This window comes from Streptomyces sp. URMC 126 (assembly GCF_051386555.1).
GTDB lineage: Bacteria > Actinomycetota > Actinomycetes > Streptomycetales > Streptomycetaceae > Streptomyces.
In genome coordinates this window covers 45222-63014 of sequence record NZ_JBPQTX010000003.1, presented here as the reverse complement: position 1 = coordinate 63014, position 17793 = coordinate 45222, and the positions used below count along the sequence as shown (strand labels likewise).

At 72.1% G+C, this 17793-nt stretch carries 19 protein-coding genes; 8 read left to right on the top strand and 11 right to left on the bottom strand.

The window, feature by feature from the left end; translation table 11 throughout:
* The first annotated feature begins 12 nt into the window (after positions 1-12).
* Positions 13-393 (top strand): thioredoxin family protein, encoded by a 381-nt coding sequence (locus ACSNOK_RS01060; RefSeq protein WP_436778602.1) that lies wholly within the window; start codon positions 13-15, stop codon positions 391-393.
* Positions 394-426: 33 nt separating this feature from the next.
* On the opposite strand, the gene ACSNOK_RS01055 is transcribed toward ACSNOK_RS01060, so the two are convergent.
* Entirely contained in the window at positions 427-1545 is a 1119-nt protein-coding gene (locus ACSNOK_RS01055) for a MerR family transcriptional regulator (RefSeq protein WP_436778601.1), read from the bottom strand.
* Between the two features lie 89 nt (positions 1546-1634).
* Entirely contained in the window at positions 1635-2192 is a 558-nt protein-coding gene (locus tag ACSNOK_RS01050; protein ID WP_436778600.1) for a MarR family winged helix-turn-helix transcriptional regulator, read from the bottom strand.
* Positions 2193-2279: 87 nt separating this feature from the next.
* Between ACSNOK_RS01050 and ACSNOK_RS01045 the strand changes: the two genes are divergently transcribed.
* Together ACSNOK_RS01045 and ACSNOK_RS01040 are read left to right on the top strand one after the other, a co-directional pair.
* The gene (locus ACSNOK_RS01045; protein WP_436778599.1) at positions 2280-3167 is read left to right on the top strand and encodes an EamA family transporter; all 888 of its coding nucleotides are present in this window, start codon (positions 2280-2282) and stop codon (positions 3165-3167) included.
* A gap of 51 nt (positions 3168-3218) precedes the next feature.
* The gene (locus ACSNOK_RS01040; RefSeq protein ID WP_436778598.1) at positions 3219-3860 is read left to right on the top strand and encodes an NAD(P)-dependent oxidoreductase; all 642 of its coding nucleotides are present in this window, start codon (positions 3219-3221) and stop codon (positions 3858-3860) included.
* Positions 3861-3892: 32 nt separating this feature from the next.
* Here ACSNOK_RS01040 and ACSNOK_RS01035 read toward each other — a convergent pair whose 3' ends face one another.
* Positions 3893-4678: an oxidoreductase gene (locus tag ACSNOK_RS01035; protein WP_436778597.1), complete on the bottom strand. Its 786-nt coding sequence runs from the start codon at positions 4676-4678 to the stop codon at positions 3893-3895.
* Between the two features lie 158 nt (positions 4679-4836).
* Positions 4837-5415, bottom strand: a complete 579-nt coding sequence (locus ACSNOK_RS01030; RefSeq protein ID WP_436778596.1) for a TetR/AcrR family transcriptional regulator — start codon at positions 5413-5415, stop codon at positions 4837-4839.
* Positions 5416-5703: 288 nt separating this feature from the next.
* Between ACSNOK_RS01030 and ACSNOK_RS01025 the strand changes: the two genes are divergently transcribed.
* Positions 5704-7353 carry a TlrC/CarA/OleB/SrmB family ABC-F type ribosomal protection protein gene (locus ACSNOK_RS01025; protein WP_436778595.1) on the top strand — a complete coding sequence of 550 codons (1650 nt, stop codon included), beginning with the start codon at positions 5704-5706 and terminating at the stop codon, positions 7351-7353.
* Positions 7354-7471: 118 nt separating this feature from the next.
* On the opposite strand, the gene ACSNOK_RS01020 is transcribed toward ACSNOK_RS01025, so the two are convergent.
* The gene (locus ACSNOK_RS01020; RefSeq protein ID WP_436778594.1) at positions 7472-7906 is read right to left on the bottom strand and encodes a VOC family protein; all 435 of its coding nucleotides are present in this window, start codon (positions 7904-7906) and stop codon (positions 7472-7474) included.
* Positions 7907-8023: 117 nt separating this feature from the next.
* Complete coding sequence (gene dnaB / locus ACSNOK_RS01015) at positions 8024-9526, bottom strand: replicative DNA helicase (RefSeq protein ID WP_436778593.1); 1503 nt, start codon at positions 9524-9526, stop codon at positions 8024-8026.
* 504 nt (positions 9527-10030) lie between these two features.
* Here dnaB and ACSNOK_RS01010 point away from each other — a divergent pair.
* On the top strand, positions 10031-11371 hold the full coding sequence (locus tag ACSNOK_RS01010) for an MATE family efflux transporter (protein WP_436778592.1): 1341 nt from the start codon (positions 10031-10033) through the stop codon (positions 11369-11371).
* A gap of 85 nt (positions 11372-11456) precedes the next feature.
* Here the strand turns inward: ACSNOK_RS01010 and rplI are convergent, their stop codons facing one another.
* The 4 genes from rplI to rpsF all read right to left on the bottom strand — a co-directional run bounded on the left by rplI (position 11457) and on the right by rpsF (position 13217).
* On the bottom strand, positions 11457-11903 hold the full coding sequence (gene rplI, locus ACSNOK_RS01005; protein WP_185940371.1) for a 50S ribosomal protein L9: 447 nt from the start codon (positions 11901-11903) through the stop codon (positions 11457-11459).
* 18 nt (positions 11904-11921) lie between these two features.
* A complete protein-coding gene (rpsR, locus tag ACSNOK_RS01000; protein ID WP_004950692.1) occupies positions 11922-12158 on the bottom strand; it encodes a 30S ribosomal protein S18 in 237 nt (78 codons plus the stop codon).
* Positions 12159-12260: 102 nt separating this feature from the next.
* A complete protein-coding gene (locus ACSNOK_RS00995; RefSeq protein ID WP_351507612.1) occupies positions 12261-12845 on the bottom strand; it encodes a single-stranded DNA-binding protein in 585 nt (194 codons plus the stop codon).
* 81 nt (positions 12846-12926) lie between these two features.
* Entirely contained in the window at positions 12927-13217 is a 291-nt protein-coding gene (gene rpsF, locus ACSNOK_RS00990) for a 30S ribosomal protein S6 (RefSeq protein WP_049719052.1), read from the bottom strand.
* A 303-nt stretch (positions 13218-13520) separates the two neighbouring features.
* On the opposite strand from rpsF, the gene ACSNOK_RS00985 reads away from it, so the two are divergent.
* The 3 genes from ACSNOK_RS00985 to ACSNOK_RS00975 all read left to right on the top strand — a co-directional run bounded on the left by ACSNOK_RS00985 (position 13521) and on the right by ACSNOK_RS00975 (position 16156).
* Complete coding sequence (locus tag ACSNOK_RS00985) at positions 13521-13859, top strand: hypothetical protein (protein WP_436778591.1); 339 nt, start codon at positions 13521-13523, stop codon at positions 13857-13859.
* Positions 13860-13960: 101 nt separating this feature from the next.
* Positions 13961-15079, top strand: coding sequence for a lipid II:glycine glycyltransferase FemX (locus ACSNOK_RS00980; protein WP_436778590.1), 1119 nt, complete (start codon positions 13961-13963; stop codon positions 15077-15079).
* Positions 15080-15124: 45 nt separating this feature from the next.
* Entirely contained in the window at positions 15125-16156 is a 1032-nt protein-coding gene (locus ACSNOK_RS00975; RefSeq protein ID WP_185940369.1) for an alanine racemase, read from the top strand.
* Positions 16157-16212: 56 nt separating this feature from the next.
* On the opposite strand, the gene ACSNOK_RS00970 is transcribed toward ACSNOK_RS00975, so the two are convergent.
* Positions 16213-17700: a glycosyltransferase family 87 protein gene (locus ACSNOK_RS00970; protein WP_436778589.1), complete on the bottom strand. Its 1488-nt coding sequence runs from the start codon at positions 17698-17700 to the stop codon at positions 16213-16215.
* Between the last annotated feature and the right edge of the window lie 93 nt (positions 17701-17793).

Below are 17793 nucleotides of genomic sequence, written 5' to 3'. Positions count from 1 at the left end.
GATCGACTTCCCATGGCCACCACCATCACCAACGCCACCGCCAGCGCCACCGCCGCCAAGGTCACACCCGTCACCGACGCCACCTTCCACGACGAGGTCCTCGCCTCCGACGTACCGGTCCTCGTGGAGTTCACCGCCGACTGGTGCGGGCCCTGCCGGCAGATCGCCCCGGCCCTCGCCGAACTGGCGGCGTCCGAGGCGGGCCGGCTGAAGGTCGTCGCGCTCGACGTCGACGTCAACCCGGCCACGGCCGCGGCCTACCGCGTGCTGTCGGCCCCGACCCTGACGCTGTTCCGCTCCGGCGAGCCGGTCCTCACCGTCGTCGGCGCCCGCCCCCTGCGCCGCCTGCGGCAGGAGCTCTCCGCCGAGCTGCCGTGGATCGCGCCTCGCTGACCCGCCCGCGTCTTCGACCTCGTCCGCACCGTCTCAGTCCCGGACCGGCATGACGAGCGTCGTGTAGCTCCCCTGGTCCGCCGAGCGCACGACGACCGGGCCGGCCGTCGACGCGACCTCCAGCAGCGCGTCCGGCCCGACCCCCGCGTCGAGGGCCGCCAGGAGCACCACCGGGTCGAAGGCGATACGCAGCGGCGGCCCGGTGCACACGGCGCGCAGGGTGACGCCGTCGGACGCGGCACCGGGCGGCGAGAGGACGATCTCGTCGCCCTCCGCGCGCAGCAGGAGGGGGCCGGCGTCGGCCTCCCGGCCGGCGCCGATCGCGGCGCACAGGGCGGCGCGGTCCGCGATCACCCGGTGCCGCGGGGCCGGCAGGTCGTCCAGGACCGACCGGTAGGAGGGGAACTCGCCTTCCGTGTAAGGGGTCAGGGTCCGGGTCTCGTCGCCGGCCCGCAGCCGGACGTCCTGTCCGTCGAGCACGACGGTCACCTCGGCCCGCCGCAGCGCCCACTCGGTGGCGCGCCGCAGCGCGGGGACGTCGACGAGGGCGTGCCGGCGCGGCCCGTCCGCGTCCTCGGCGCGCAGCGCCCGGACGGCGAGGCGGTACCGGTCGGTGGCCACCAGCCGTACCTCGTCCCCCTCCAGTTCCACCAGCACCCGGCCCAGCGCCGGGAACGCCTTCCACGGCTCCCCCTCGGCCGCGGCGGGGGTCACCTGCCGTACGGCGGCGCCGAGTTCGGGGCCTCCGAGCCGCGCCGACGCCGTGCCGCCGGCCGCGGGGAGCGCGTCGAGCAGGTCCTCGACCGCCGTCCGCGCCACCGCGGCGGCGGCCCGCGTCGCGCGGAGGTGGTCGCGGAGGATCCCCTCGGCCTGTTCCGGGGGGCCGTCGAGCACGGTCACCGCGTCCACGAGGGGCAGCCCGGCGCGCAGGCGGCGGACGAGCCGGGCGCGGCGCTCCTGGTTCCGGCGGTAGAAGCGGTAGCCGGTCACGGGGTCGACGCGCGCGGGCCGCAGCAGGCCGCAGTCGTCGTAGAAGCGCAGCGCGTTGGGGGCGAGCCCGGCCATGCGGGCGAAGGCCCCGATGCTCAGCAGGGGCGGGGAGGCGCCGTCAGGGGTGTCGGCGTGATCAGGGCGGTCGTCCGTCGGTCGCATGGGGGGATCCTCGGCCTTCGACTGGCTCGAAGGTCAAGATCACGGCCGGCAAGGGCACCTCACCCGTGGCCCCGACCAGCCCACGACGCTCAGACAGCGCAGCAGGCCCCGCTCGTCCGCGAGGAGTTCCGGCAGCACGCCGCCCCCGCCGGCCCGACCGGCCCTTCGAGCGACTCCAGCAACTCCCGCAACATCTCGACGAACTGGTCCCGGCGCTCTCCCGTCAGCGCGCCCAGCAGGCGCCGTTCGGTCGCGAGGTGTTCCGGCAGCACCCGGTCGACGAGCTCGCGCCCCTCGTCCGTCAGGGAGACGCGGACGCCCCGCCCGTCCGTCTCGTCGGGCGTGCGGACCACCAGGCCGCGCTCCTCCAGGCGGTCGAGGCGCTGGCTGATCGCTCCGGAGGTCACCATCCCGGACTTCATGAGCTCGGTGGGCGTCAGGCGGTGCGGGGGCGCGCTGCGGCGGAGGGTCGCGAGGACGTCGAACGACGCGCTGTCGAGACCGTGCGCGGCGAAGGTCTTCCGCAGCTCGGCGGAGACCGCCCGCTGGATCCGGCTCAGCCGGCCGATCACGGCCATGGGGGAGACGTCCAGGTCAGGCCGCTGAGCCGCCCACTGTTCGAGGATGAGGTCGACGTGATCTGCCACGAATTCAGCGTAGCAATGTCTTAGCGGTGAGGTACATCACGCCACTTCCGTGATCCATTTAGCTTAGCGGTGAGCTAATTTACCTTCGTGCTAAGCAAACGACTGCGCATCCTGCTCCTCACCGCGCTCGCGCCCGCCCTCTGGGGCACCACCTACTACGTCACCACCGAGTGGCTGCCGCCGGGCCGCCCGCTGCTGGCGGCGGTGCTGCGGGCCCTCCCCGCCGGCCTCTTCCTGGTGGCCCTCACCCGGCGGCTGCCGCGCGGCGACTGGTGGTGGCGCGCGCTCGTGCTCGGAACCCTCAACATCGGCGCCTTCTTCGCTCTCCTCTTCGTCGCGGCCTACCGCCTCCCCGGCGGCGTGGCGGCCACCGTCGGCTCCGTACAGCCCCTGATCGCGGCCCTCCTCTCCACCGGCCTCCTGGGGAAGCGCCTCACCCCGCGCACCCTGATCGCCGGGGTGGTGGGCGTCGTCGGCGTCGGCCTGCTCGTCCTCCGGGCCGAGGCACGGCTGGACGCGGCCGGCGTCGCCGCCGCCCTCGGCGGAGCCCTCCTGATGGCGACGGGGGTGGTGCTGAGCAAGCGCTGGCCGTCCCCCGCGCCCCTCCTCGCCACCACCGGCTGGCAGCTGGTGGCGGGCGGCGTGCTCCTCGTCCCCGTCGCCCTGCTCATCGAGGGCCTGCCGCCCGCCGGCCTGACCGCCGGCAACCTGGCGGGCTACGCCTACCTCACCGCCGTCGGCACCGCCCTGGCCTACGCCCTGTGGTTCCGCGGCATCCGCGAACTGCCCGCCACGGACGTGACGTTCCTCGGACTGCTCAGCCCGCTCGTCGCCACGGCCATCGGCCTGATAGCCGTCGGGGAGCGGCTCACCGCGCTCCAGGCGCTGGGCGGCCTGATCGTCCTCGGCTCCCTGGTCGCCGCGCAGCTCCGGCCGTCGGACGCCCGGCGCGAAGCCGCCGCGCCGACCCGCTGACGCCCTTCCTCACCACCCCCTCGTCACGCTTCCCTCCCAAGGAGAACCACCATGCGCATCACCGTCTTCGGCGCCGCGGGCAACGCGGGCAGCACCGTCGTGGCCGAGGCCCTCTCCCGCGGCCACCAGGTCACCGCCGTGGTCCGGGACCCGGCCCGCTTCGACCGGCTGCCCGCGGCGGCCGGCCACCGTACCGGCGACGCCGCCGACCCGGCCGACGTGGCACGGCTGGCCGCCGGCCAGGACGTCGTGGTCAGCGCCGTCCGGCCCGCGCCGGGCCGCGAACGGGACCTGGTCACCGCCACCGCGTCCCTGCTCGCCGGCGTCGCCGGGACGGGCGCCCGGCTGCTGGTCGTCGGCGGCGCGGGCAGCCTGACCGTTCCGGGCGGCGGCCGGACCGTTCTGGACGACCCCGCCTGGGTGCCCGACGCCTGGCGGCCCATCGCCCAGGCGAGCACCGACCAGTTCGCCCTCGTCCGCGCCGCCGGCCCCGACGTCGAGTGGACGTACGTCAGCCCGCCGGCCCTGCTGGAGAACGGCGAACGGACCGGCCGCTACCGCTTGGGCGCCGACGAACTGCTGGTCGACGCCGACGGCGGGTCGGCCATCTCGTACCAGGACTTCGCGATCGCCCTGCTGGACGAGGCGGAACGGCCGAAGCACCGGCGGGCGCGCTTCACGGTGGCGTACTGACCACCCGCGACGAGGGCCGCCGTCCGGGCCCGTCAGAGCACCTTGACCGTCCCGCCGTCGATCACGTAGTCCGCGCCGGAGATGTTGCCCGCCACGTCGGACAGCAGGAACGTGATCAGTGCCGCGACCTCCTCGGGCTCGGTGATCCGCCCGGTGGTGACGGCGAACGCCGTCGGCAGGTCCCGGAGGAAGGCGTCGTAGTCCTCGACCCCGGCGGCCCGCGCGACCTTCCCGCCGAACCCGTCGGGATCGTCCCAGATGCCGGTCCGGACGACCCCCGGGGACACGGTGTTGACGCGCACGCCCCGCGGGCCGAACTCCTCGTTCAGGGACTTCCCGAACGCGGTGAGCGCCGCCTTGGCCGCGCTGTAGGCGATCGGACCGGCGCTGGGGAGGCGGGAGTTGACGGACGAGACGTTGACGATCGCCCCGCCGCGCTCGACGAGACGGGGCAGGGCGAACCGGGAGACCCGCACCGCGCTCATCAGGTTGAGGTCGAAGACGGCCCGCCACCGGGCGTCGTCCACGTCGAAGAAGCCGCCCGGCTCGACGTCGTCACCGGCGCCGACGTTGTTCACCAGCAGGTCGAGGCCGCCGAGTTCGGCGAGGGCGCGTTCCTCCAGGACCCGCACGCCCTCGGGCGTGCCCAGGTCGGCGGAGACCGCCACGGCGCCCGTCGCGCGGAGCTCCGGGGTGATCGTCCGGGCCGCGCCGACGACGCGGACGCCCTCGGCGACCAGCGACCGGACGGTCGCCAGGCCGATACCGCGGCTCGCGCCCGTGACGACGGCCGTCTTTGCGGTCAGATTGAGATCCATGGTTCCTCGTTCTCGCATCGCGAATCGGAGAGTTCTTGAATTGCAGGTACAGAAAATGGGCAGGAAAAGACCACATGGGCAGGGAGGGACCACCGGCCGACGGCGGCGCGGCGGTCACCGCACGGCAACCGGACCGACGGACGGAACGAGCCCGCCGGTCAGAGCCCGTCGACCACGGCGTCGATCACCCGGTCCAGCCGCTCGGGACCGTCCACGACGCGGGCCATGAGCCGCAGGCCGATCACCGTGTTCAGGAGGAGACTTCCGACGCTCCGGGCGTCACGGCCGGCGGCGATCTCCCCGCTCCGCTGCCCTTCTTCGATCAGCGCGCGGAAACCGTCCTCCGTGCGGTCGAACATGCGCCGGACCACCTCGACGGCCTCCTCGTCCTTCCCGCCGAGCTCGGCCGCCACGTTGACGGCCATGCATCCGCGGCGAGCGGGGTCGGCGAGGTCCATCTCGGCGAGGAAGCGCAGCGCCCGGCGGAGCCGCTCCTTGACGGGCCCGCCTTCCTCCAGCATCCCGATCAGCGCGCGCGCCTCCCGGTCCCGGTACCGGCGGAGTGACAGTTCGAACAACGCCCGTTTGCTGCCGAAGGCGTTGTAGAGGCTGCCCTTGCCGATGCCGAGCGCGTCGACGAGGTCCTGGGGCGTCGTGGCGGCGTACCCCTTGCTCCAGAAGACCTCCATGGCCCGCTCGACGGCGACGTCCGGATCGAACTGCTTCGGCCTTCCCATGATCGACAAGTTAGCCCGTTCTTGACCTCCAGGTCAACAATCAATCCACACCCGTCACGTCCGCCTCGACGAATTCCTTCGCCGACTCCGCCCCTGCCGTTCTAAGGTCTCCCCATGGGTTCCCTGTGACAGTCCCCGCGTGACCGCGTAGAGCTTCGCTCCGCCGTCGCGCGTCCCCGTCCGCGCCTCTCCTCGCCCCCGCCCCGCCAGGGACGGCACCGGCGCGCGCGGACGCGTCCTCCCACCGCCCGTTCCGATCGGCACCGGCCGAGAACAGGGGACTCCCCCATGCCCACCGCGCAACTCACCCTCCGCGGCGTCACCCGCCGCTTCGACGGCCACGTCGTGCTGGACGACGTGTCCCTCACCGTCAGGCCCGGCGAGAAGGCCGGCGTCATCGGCGACAACGGCGCCGGCAAGTCCACCCTCCTCCGCCTCGTCGCCCGCCAGGACGTCCCGGACGACGGCGAACTCACCGTCGTCGCGCCCGGCGGCGTCGGCTACCTCGCCCAGACCCTGGACCTCCCGCCCGAGGCCACCGTCCAGGACGCGGTGGACGCCGCGCTCGCCGACCTGCGCGCGCTCGAAGCGCGGATGCGCGGCACGGAGGCCGCACTGGCGGGGCTGACCGGACCGGAACTGGCCACCGCCCTCGACACCTACGCCGGACTCGTCACCCGTTACGAGGCACGCGCCGGCTACGAGGCCGACGCCCGGGTGGACGTCGCCCTGCACGGGCTCGGCCTGCCCGGCCTGGACCGCGACCGGGCGCTGGGCACCCTCTCCGGCGGCGAACGCTCCCGGCTGGCCCTCGCCGCGACCCTGGCCTCCCGGCCGGAGCTGCTGCTGCTCGACGAGCCCACCAACGACCTCGACGACCAGGCCGTGGCCTGGCTGGAGGACCGGCTGCGCGCCCACCGCGGCACCGTCCTCGCGGTCACCCACGACCGGGTGTTCCTGGAGCGGGTCACCACCACGATCCTGGAGGTCGGCGAGGGCCGCGTCACACGGCACGGCGACGGCTACGCCGGCTACCTCGCCGCCAAGGCCGCCGACCGGCGGCGCCGCCTGCGGGAGTACGACGAGTGGTGCGCCGAACTGGACCGCAACCGGGAGCTGGCCGCCCGGAACGTGGCCCGGCTCGGGGAGATCCCGCGCAAGGTGCCGCTCGCCGTGTTCGGGCACGGCGGCTTCCGGGCCCGCGGCCGGGGCCACGGGGCGATGGTCCGCATCCGCAACGCCAAGGAACGCGTCGCGCGGCTGACGGAGAACCCCGTCGCACCGCCGCCCGAACCCCTGGTCTTCGCCGCCCGGATGGCCACCACCGGGGACCGCACCGGGCAGACGGCGGCCGAGCTCACCGACGTCCGGGTCGGAAACCGGCTGTACGTGCCGTCCCTGCGCGTCGCGGCCGGGGAACGACTGCTGGTCACCGGGCCCAACGGCGCGGGCAAGACCACGCTGATGCGTGTCCTCGCGGGCGAACTCGCCCCCGACACGGGGCAGGTGAGGACGGCGGGACGGGTCGGGCACCTGCGGCAGGAGGAGACTCCCTGGCCGGCCGGCCTGACGATCCCGGAGGCCTTCGCCGCCGGACGCGGAGGCGACCTCGACGAGCACACCGACCGGCTGCTGTCCCTCGGCCTCTTCGGCCGCGCCGACCTGCGCCTGACGGTGGGCGAGCTGTCCTACGGACAGCGCCGCCGCATCGAACTGGCCCGCCTGGTCGACGACCCCGTCGACCTGCTGCTCCTCGACGAACCCACCAACCACCTCTCCCCGGCCCTGGTCGAGGAGTTGGAGGAGGCCCTCGCCGGATACCGCGGCGCGGTCGTCGTGGTCACCCACGACCGGCGCCTGCGGGCGCGCTTCACCGGCACGCCCGTCGAGCTCCGCGCGGGCCGGCTGGTCCGGCCGGAGCCGGCATCGGTGGAGTAGGCCGGGACGCGCTCCTGCGGGGACCGGGACGCGCCGGTCCCCGCGGGGGCCTCGGCCGGGTACTCGGCGGAGCCCCGGCCGAGGCCCAGTCGAGCCCCTGTCGAACCCCAGCCGAGCCTCAGTCGAGACAGAACTCGTTGCCCTCGATATCCCGCATCGAAATGCACGACTCGTTGTTCTCGTCGGCGAGCAGCACCTGCACGCACTCCGCCCCGAGCGCGCTCAGCCGCTCGCATTCCGCCTTGAGCACGGCGAGGCGCTCCTCCCCCACGAGCCCGGTGCCGACCCGTACGTCGAGGTGAACCCGGTTCTTGGCGACCTTGCCCTCGGGCACGCGCTGGAAGTACAGCCGGGGGCCGGCGCCGGAGGGATCGACACACGCGGCCCACGCGCCCCGCTCCTCGGGCGGCAGGGAGCGCCGGAAGTCGTCCCACGTGGCGAACTCCCCGCTCGGCGGCGGCATGACGTACCCCAGCGCCTCACACCAGAAACGGGCGACGCGCTCGGGATCCGCGCAGTCGAAGGTGACTTGGACATGTCTGATCGCGGCCATCGGCCCACCATAGGGGCGCGCCCCGAGAAAACCCACAAGATTTTCCGCGCCCGCGCCCTACCCATCGGCCACCGGACCAACGCCCGCCGCCCGTAAACCGGGGCCCACGCCCACCCGTCAGGTCTGCGCCATGTCCACGAACCGCGAGTAGTGGCCCTGGAACGCCACGGTGATCGTCGCCGTCGGACCGTTTCGGTGCTTGCCGACGATAATGTCCGCCTCGCCGGCGCGCGGGGACTCCTTCTCGTAGGCGTCCTCGCGGTGCAGCAGGATGACCATGTCGGCGTCCTGCTCGATCGAGCCGGACTCACGGAGGTCGGAGACCATCGGCTTCTTGTCCGTGCGCTGCTCGGGGCCACGGTTCAGCTGGGACAGCGCGATCACCGGGAGCTCCAGCTCCTTGGCGAGGAGCTTGAGGTTACGGGACATGTCCGAGACCTCCTGCTGGCGGCTCTCGGCCCGCCGGGAGCCGCCGGACTGCATCAGCTGGAGGTAGTCGATGATCACCAGCTTGAGGTCCTGGCGCTGTTTCAGGCGGCGGCACTTGGCCCGGATCTCCATCATCGACAGGTTCGGCGAGTCGTCGATGAAGAGCGGGGCCTGGGAGACGTCCGGCATGCGGCGGGCGAGCCGCGTCCAGTCCTCGTCCGTCATGGCGCCGGAGCGCATGTGGTGCAGCGCCACCCGTGCCTCCGCGGACAGCAGGCGCATCGCGATCTCGTTGCGCCCCATTTCGAGCGAGAAGATCACGCTCGGCATGTTGTGCTTGATGGAGCAGGCCCGGGCGAAGTCCAGCGCCAGGGTCGACTTGCCCATCGCGGGGCGGGCCGCGATGACGATCATCTGGCCGGGGTGCAGGCCGTTGGTGAGCGCGTCGAGGTCGGTGAAGCCGGTGGGGACGCCGGACATCTGGCCGCTGCGCGAGCCGATGGCCTCGATCTCGTCGAGCGCGCCCTCCATGATGTCGCCCAGTGGCAGGTAGTCCTCACTGGTCCGCTGCTCGGTGACCGCGTAGATCTCGGCCTGGGCGCTGTTGACGATGTCGTCCACGTCACCGTCGGCCGCGTAACCCATCTGGGTGATGCGCGTTCCCGCCTCGACGAGGCGCCGCAGGACCGCCCGCTCATGGACGATCTCGGCGTAGTACTCGGCGTTGGCGGCGGTGGGGACCGTCTGGACCAGGGTGTGCAGATAGGCCGCGCCGCCGACGCGGGCGATCTCGCCGCGCTTGGTGAGCTCGGCGGCGACGGTGATCGGGTCGGCCGGCTCGCCCTTGGCGTAGAGGTCGAGGATCGCCTGGTAGACGGTCTCGTGCGCGGGGCGGTAGAAGTCGTGGCCCTTGAGGATCTCCACGACGTCGGCGATGGCGTCCTTGGACAGCAGCATGCCGCCCAGCACCGACTGCTCGGCGTCCAGGTCCTGCGGCGGGACGCGCTCGAAACCGCTTCCCTGCGAGCCCTGGGAGCCCTGCCCCTGCGCGCCCTGCCAGTCGCCGCCTTCGTCGCCGTCGCGCCGGTCGCCACGGCCCTTGCCGTCGGCCCGGCGGGAGCGGGGGAACGGCAGCCGGTCGCCCGGCCCCTCCTCGCCCCACGGGCCGTCCATGGGCTCGTGGACGCTCACCCCGCCACCTCCTCCCGTCCGCGGCGCGGACCTCGCCGTGCACCTCTTTCTTACGGCACGGCACCGACAAACAGGACGCCCGACTCCGGTTCCGGCACATCGGGTTCGACGCGGTTTCCGACGGTCCGCGCGGTGCCGGACGGGGTGGTCCGGAGGCGCGGGACGGGACGGGAACGGGCGGCGGGCGCCGGTCCACGGTAGGGCCGCGGGCACCGTCAGCCAATCTGGTTATCCACAGGAGGTGTGGATGACCGGCCCCATCCTGTGGAGAACTCCCCCGATCCTGTGCACGAGCCGGGGGAAACCGCTGTGGACAACCCCACACCTCTTCCAGCCAACCCCCTCTGACCTGCATGTTTCCCATCCACCGGCTGTTGAGGAGAAAAAGTTCTCACACCGGGGCCGGATCACGACAAACGGCGCAGAGAAGATCACACCCCGCCACCTCGGGTAATAGACAACTACCAGTTGCACTCATTACCTGTGGAAGATTGAATGGCACCCATGAGCGACGCACTCGCGCGCGGAAAGCGCACCGCCCGGCGGCACGACCGCGAGATCCTCGCCCTGGCCGTCCCGGCCTTCGGCGCGCTCGTCGCCGAACCGCTCTTCCTGCTGGCCGACACCGCCATCGTGGGCCACCTCGGCACCGACCGCCTCGCCGGTCTCGCCATCGCCGCCCCGCTCCTCACCACCGCCGTCGGCGTCTGCGTCTTCCTCGCCTACGCCACCACCGCGGCCGTCTCCCGCCGGGTCGGCGCCGGCGACCTCCCGGCCGCCATCCGGCAGGGCATGGACGGCATCTGGCTCGCCCTGCTCATCGGCACCGTCCTCGCCCTCGCCACCCTTCCCGGCGCCCCCGCCCTCGTCGACGCCTTCGGAGCCTCCTCGTCCGCCGCCCCGCACGCCGTCACCTACCTCCGCGTCAGCGCCCTGGGCATCCCCGCCATGCTGGCCGTCCTGGCCGCCACCGGCGTCCTGCGCGGCCTGCAGGACACCCGCACCCCGCTGTACGTGGCCGTCGCCGGCTTCGCGGCCAACGCCGGGCTCAACCTCGCCTTCGTCTACGGCGCCGGGTGGGGCATCGCGGGCTCGGCCTGGGGCACCGTCGTCGCCCAGAACGGCATGGCCGTCGCCTACCTCGTCGTCGTGGTCCGGGGCGCCCGGCGGCACGGCGCCTCGCTCCGCCCGGACGCCGCCGGCATCCGGGCCTGCGCACGTGCGGGCGTCCCGCTGCTCGTCCGCACCCTCGCGCTGCGCGCCGTCATGCTGATCGCCACGGCGGTGGCGGCCCGGCTGGGGGACCGGGAGGTGGCCGCCCACCAGATCGTGCTCTCGCTGTGGAACCTGCTGGCCTTCGCCCTCGACGCCATCGCCATCGCCGGCCAGTCGATCATCGGCCGGTACCTGGGCGCGGAAGACGCCGACGGAGCCCGCGCCGCCTGCCGGCGCATGGTCCAGTGGGGCATCGGCACCGGCGTGGTGCTCGGGATCCTGGTGGTGACCTCCCGGCCACTGCTGACCCCGCTGTTCACCGCCGACCCGGACGTACGGCGGACCCTGCTGCCCGCCCTGCTGGTGGCCGCGCTCAGCCAGCCGGTGGCCGGGGTCGTCTTCGTGCTGGACGGCGTGCTGATGGGCGCCGGGGACGGCCCGTACCTCGCCTGGGCGATGCTGGTGGTCCTCGCGGTCTTCACGCCCGTCGCGCTGCTCGTCCCGCCGCTGGGCGGCGGGCTCACGGCTCTCTGGTGGGCGATGGCGCTGATGATGGCGGTACGGATGGTGACGCTGTGGCTGCGCATCCGCTCCGGCCGCTGGCTGGTAACGGGCGCGGTACGGGCGTGAGGCCCGTCCCGGAAACGCCGGAAGGGCCGCACCCCGAGGGGTACGGCCCTTCCTCACGCCGCTCCGCCAGGAGCGGCGTTCCGCATTACGCGGCGACGACCTCGATGCCGAGCTTGGCGACGACGTCGGCGTGCAGACGCACGGACACCTGGTGGGCACCCAGGGTCTTGATGGGCGAGCCCACCTCGACACGGCGCTTGTCGACCTCGGGACCACCGGAAGCCTTGATCGCGGAAGCGATGTCGGCGGGGGTCACGGAGCCGAACAGGCGGCCGGCCTCGCCGGCACGGGTGGCCAGGCGGACCTTGACACCCTCCAGCTGACCCTTGACCTCGTTGGCCTGCTCGATCGTGGCGATCTCGCGGATCTTGCGGGCGCGGCGGATCTGCGCCACGTCCTTCTCGCCGCCCTTGGTCCAGCGGATCGCGAAACCGCGCGGGACCAGGTAGTTGCGGGCGTAGCCGTCCTTGACGTCGACGACGTCACCGGCGGTGCCGAGGCCGGAGACCTCGTGGGTGAGGATGATCTTCATTACTTGGTCACCCTTCCCTTATCGCGCGGACGAGGTGTAGGGCAGCAGCGCCATCTCACGGCTGTTCTTCACGGCCGTGGCGACGTCACGCTGGTGCTGGGTGCAGTTGCCGGTCACGCGGCGGGCACGGATCTTGCCGCGGTCGGAAATGAACTTCCGCAGCATGTTCGTGTCCTTGTAGTCCACGTAAGCGGTCTTGTCCTTGCAGAAAGCGCAGACCTTCTTCTTGGGCTTGCGCGGAGGCGGCTTAGCCATTGTCTCTCTCCAGTGTGATCAAGAAGTTGTTGCTGTCGCCCACGGACCGCCCCGGAGGACGGCCCGGGCCCCGGAGGGCCTGGCTCCAGGCCCCGAGAGGGCCTAGAAGGGCGGTTCGTCGGAGTAGCCGCCGCCGGAGTTGCCGGAGCCGCCGCCCCAGCCACCTCCGCCGCCGCCCTGCTGGCCGCCGGACGGAGCGCCGGTCGCCCAGGGGTCGTCGGCGGGAGCCCCGCCGCCCTGCGGACCGCCGGGACCGGAGCCCCAGCCGCCGCCACCCTGGCCGCCGCCGTTGCCGCCGCCGTAGCCACCCTGGCCACCACGACCCGTGGTCTTGGTGACCTTCGCCGTCGCGTTCTTCAGGCTGGCGCCGACCTCTTCGACGTCGAGCTCGTAGACCGTGCGCTTGACGCCCTCGCGGTCCTCGTAGGACCGCTGCTTCAGCCGGCCCTGCACGATGACGCGCATGCCTCGCTGGAGCGACTCGGCGACGTTCTCCGCCGCCTGACGCCACACCGAGCACGTGAGGAAGAGGCTCTCGCCGTCCTTCCACTCGTTGGTCTGGCGGTCGAAGGTGCGGGGAGTGGACGCGACACGGAACTTCGCGACCGCCGCACCGGACGGGGTGAAGCGCAGCTCGGGGTCGTCGACGAGATTGCCGACGACCGTGATGACGGTCTCGCCTGCCATGGGTGAACCTCTCGGCGGGTGTGCTGCTGGCTGCTTGCTACTCGTTGCGATACAGCCCGATTACCTCTGAACCGAAGGGGTTCAGTGGGTCTCGGGACGGAGGACCTTGGTCCGGAGGACCGACTCGTTCAGGTTCATCTGGCGGTCGAGCTCCTTGACGACCTCAGGCGTGGCCTGCAGGTCGATGACCGAGTAGATGCCCTCGGGCTTCTTCTTGATCTCGTAAGCGAGACGACGACGGCCCCAGGTGTCGACCTTCTCGACCTTTCCGTTGCCCTCACGGACGACGGAGAGGAAGTTCTCGATCAGGGGAGAGACAGCGCGCTCCTCCAGATCGGGGTCGAGGATGACCATCACCTCGTAGTGACGCATGTGGAACCCACCTCCTTTGGACTCAGCGGCCACGGTCGATCCGTGGCAGGAGGGTCGTGATGCGTGAACAACGGTATCGGCTGACACTGACACCGAGGCCGGTGCCAACCGCACGGACGATCAGCGGAAAGTCCCTGGGTCGCCCCCGGGACGGAAGCCGGGTCCGGGCAGATACCGATGCAGACCGTCCAGAGTACCCGCACACCGGCGTCCGGTTGAAATCCGGCCGCCCGCCCCCTCACTCTGGACGCACCGGGTGTGACCGGCGCTACACCGCGCCGCCTGCCTTCAGGAGGTAGCCCCATGACACAGGCAGTCCGCCGGACTCCCACGCTGAAGAATCCCCGTTCGCTGCTCAACGCGGTGCTCAACAGCGACGGAAAGCCGCACCCACGGGAGAACACCCTGGTCGCGGTGACCGTCGTCCTGGGCCTGCTGGCCCTGGTCTCCTCGGCCTTCCACCACCTCCACCTGCTCAGCTCCTGGAGCGGTCTGGTCGGCATCCTCACCGGGGCGTGGGGCCAGTTCGTCTCCGCCACCACGGGCGAGCGCTTCCTGCTGATCATCGGTCTCGGCGCCGCCGCCATCGGCTTCTTCCTGGGCATGGCCCACGGCGGCCTCTTCGGCGGTGTGATCGGATAGCGGACCGTACGCCCAAACGGGGCGCTCCCCGGTCGCAGTAGGCTTCGGCGCGAGAGCCGGAGCCCCGACCCTGGGGACACACCTGCCGAGGAGCGCCCCGCATGAGCCTGACCCTGAGGACCATCAGCCGACAGCAGCATCTGGCATACATCCAGAGCCTGCGCGCTGCCAGTCACATGCAGGTGCCGGCCTGGGCGGACGTCAAGGCCGAGTGGCGCTCGGAGAGCCTGGGCTGGTTCGACAAGACCGGCCAGATGGTCGGCGCCGGCCTGGTGCTCTACCGCCAGCTGCCGAAGATCAAGCGCTACCTGGCCTACCTGCCCGAGGGCCCGGTCATCAACTGGTACGCCCCGAACCTCGAGGACTGGCTCCAGCCGATGCTGGCCCACCTCAAGAAGCAGGGCGCGTTCTCCGTGAAGATGGGCCCGCCCGTCGTCATCCGCCGCTGGGACGCCAACGCGATCAAGGCCGGCATCGCCGACCCGGACGCCAAGCGCCTGCGCGACGTCGAGCCCACCTTCATCGAGCCGCGCGCCTTCGAGGTGGCCGACAAGCTCCGCCGCATGGGCTGGCAGCAGGGCGAGGAGGAGGGCGCCGGCTTCGGCGACGTCCAGCCGCGCTACGTCTTCCAGGTGCCGCTGGAGAACCGCTCCCTGGAGGACGTCCACAAGGGCTTCAACCAGCTGTGGCGCCGCAACATCAAGAAGGCCGAGAAGGCGGGCGTCGAGGTCGTCCAGGGCGGCTACGAGGACCTGGCCACCTGGCAGCACCTCTACGAGATCACTGCGGAGCGCGACAAGTTCCGCCCGCGCCCGCTGAGTTACTTCCAGCGCATGTGGACCGCCCTCAACACCGAGGACCCCAACCGCATGCGGCTGTACTTCGCCATCCACGAGGGCGAGGCCGTGGCCGCGGCGACGATGCTGATCGTCGGCGGGCACGTCTGGTACTCCTACGGCGCCTCCGCCAACCACAAGCGCGAGGTCCGGCCGTCCAACGCCATGCAGTGGCGGATGCTGCGCGACGCCTACGCGCTCGGCGCCAGCGTCTACGACCTCCGCGGCATCGGCGACTCGCTGGACGAGAGCGACCACCTCTTCGGCCTCATCCAGTTCAAGGTCGGCACGGGCGGGCAGGCGGCCGAGTACCTCGGCGAGTGGGACTTCCCGCTCAACAAGCTGCTGCACAAGGCCCTCGACATGTACATGTCGCGCCGCTGATCCGACAGCTCCATCCACACTCAGGGAAAGGTTCCGGGACCGGCCATGGCGCTCACGCTCTACGTCGACACCCAGCGCTGGCGGGCACACCAGCAGTCCGTCCTCCAGCAGTTCCCGGGCATCGTCCCGGTCTGCAAGGGCAACGGCTACGGCTTCGGCCACGAACGCCTCGCCGAGGAGGTCATCCGCTTCGGCGCGGACACCCTCGCCGTCGGCACCACCTACGAAGCGGCCCGCGCCAAGGACCTCTTCGGCGGTGACCTGCTGGTGCTCACCCCCTTCCGGCTCGGCGAGGAGCCGGTGCCGCTGCCCGACCGGGCCATCCGCTCGGTCTCCTCGGTCGAGGGGGTGCGCGGCCTGGTCGGCGCGCGCGTCGTCATCGAGGTCATGAGCAGCATGAAGCGGCACGGCATCAGCGAGGAGGACCTCCCCAAGCTGCACGCCGCCATCGAGGACGTGCGCCTGGAGGGCTTCGCGATACACCTGCCCCTGGACCGCGCCGACGGCACCACCGGCGTCGACGAGGTCTCGGCGTGGATGGAGCGGCTCCGCGCCGCCCACCTGCCGCTGCACACCATGTTCGTCAGCCACCTCAAGTCCGAGGACCTGGCGCGGCTCCAGCAGATGTACCCGCAGACCCGCTTCCGGGCCCGCATCGGCACCCGGCTGTGGCTGGGTGACCACGACGCCACCCAGTACCGCGGCGCGGTCCTGGACGTCACGCCCGTCTCCAAGGGCGACCGCTTCGGCTACCGCCAGCAGAAGACGGCCGGCGACGGCTACCTCGTCGTCGTGGCCGGCGGCACCTCGCACGGCGTCGGCCTGGAGGCGCCGAAGGCGCTGCACGGCATGATGCCGCGCGCCAAGGGCGTCGCCCGCGCGGGCCTGGCGACCATGAACCGCAACCTCTCGCCCTTCGTCTGGGCGGGCAAGCAGCGCTGGTTCGCCGAGCCCCCGCACATGCAGGTCTCCATCCTCTTCGTGCCGAACGACGCCCCCGCGCCGCAGGTCGGCGACGAGCTGGTGGCCCACCTGCGGCACACCACCACCCAGTTCGACCGGATACTCGATCACTGAGCCCCCCGTTGATCTCCCCGGTTGATTCCCCCGTGTGACCGGCCCCGGAGCGGCGGCTAGACCGTGCCGCCGCTCCCGGAGCCCCACTGGACCCGCAAGGTCTCCGGACGCTCGTCGTGCCGCTCGTGCGCCCGCGCCCGGCCGAGGACGCGTATGTCCGGCGCCCGGTCGAGCGGGCCGCCGGACGGGTCGTCCGAACCGTCCCGCCGGATCACGTCCCGGTCGGGCCTGAGGACGTCGCGCACGACCAGCGCGCACAGATACAGCGTCCCCAGCAGGTGCAGGACGAGCGCGAGTTGGTAACCGTCCTGCGGCAGCCCCTGGTGCTTGCCGTCGCCGTTGTACGCCAAGTGCGACCAGATGCCGAGGAAGTAGAGCACCTCACACGCCTGCCAGACCAGGAAGTCACGCCACCTCGGCCGGGCGAGGACCGCCAGCGGGATGAGCCACAGCACGTACTGCGGCGAGTAGACCTTGTTGGCGACGACGAACAGCGCTATTTCCAGGAAGGCGAGCTGGGCGAGGCGCGGCCGGCGCGGCGCGTACAGGCACAGCCCGCCGATCGCCAGCGAGCCCAGGACCATCAACACCGTGGCGTAGGTGTTGACGTCGTCCATCGGGTCTCCCGTGCGCTGGGAGACGAGCAGCCACAGCGATCCGTAATCGACCGGCCGGTCGTGGCTGAAGGTGTAGAACTTCGCCCAGCCCGCCCGGATCGGCGCCATCGGCCCGTCGACGACCAGCATCAGCGGCACGTTCACCACCAGCCAGGTGACGACGGCCGAGGAGAGCGCGGTCCGGAACTCCCGCAACCGGCCGGCCCGCCAACACAGCAGGAACAGCGGCCACAGCAGCAGCACCGGATACAGCTTGGCCGCCGCCGCCAGCCCGATGAACAGCCCCGCCACACCGACACGCCCCCGCGACCAGGCGAGTATCGCCACAGCGGTCAGCGCCACCGCGAACAGGTCCCAGTTGATGGTGGCCGTCAGCGCGAAGGCCGGGGCGAGGGCCACCAGCAGGCCGTCCCAGGGCCGGCGCCGGTGCGTCCGGGCCACGCAGAAGGCGATCACCACGGCGCACACCAGCAGCATCCCGGAGTTCACGAACCAGTAGAGCTGGGCCCGGTGCTGGGCCCCGCCACCTGGCGTGAGCAGCGCGGCGACCTCCATGAAGGCCCCGGTCAGCACCGGGTACTCCAGGTAGTCCATATCGCCCATGGAGCGCGGGATCTCGTCCAGGTACGGGATGAGCCCCCGGTCGAAGCCGCGGCCCGTGAACAGGTGCGGGATGTCGGAGTAGCAGGCGTGGGTGTACTGGGTGGTGGCGCCGAAGAACCAGCCGTGGTCGTAGCACGGGGCCTTCTGCACCATGCCGAGCGCGAACATGCCGATCATCACCAGCACGATCACCCGCACCGGCGCCCGCCAGCCGCCGGGCAGCGCCCGCCGCCCGGCCGGCCCGCCGATCAGCTCGCTGCCGGCCGCGGCGACCTCGTCCTCCTGGGTGGGCCGCACCATCCGGTCGTCCCGCACGCTCCTCATGCGCCCATCCTGCCGTACGTCTCCCGGGCCCGCCGGTGCCTGTGGACAACCTGGGGACAGGCCCGCGCTTGTGGAAAACCACGGGGCCGTTCC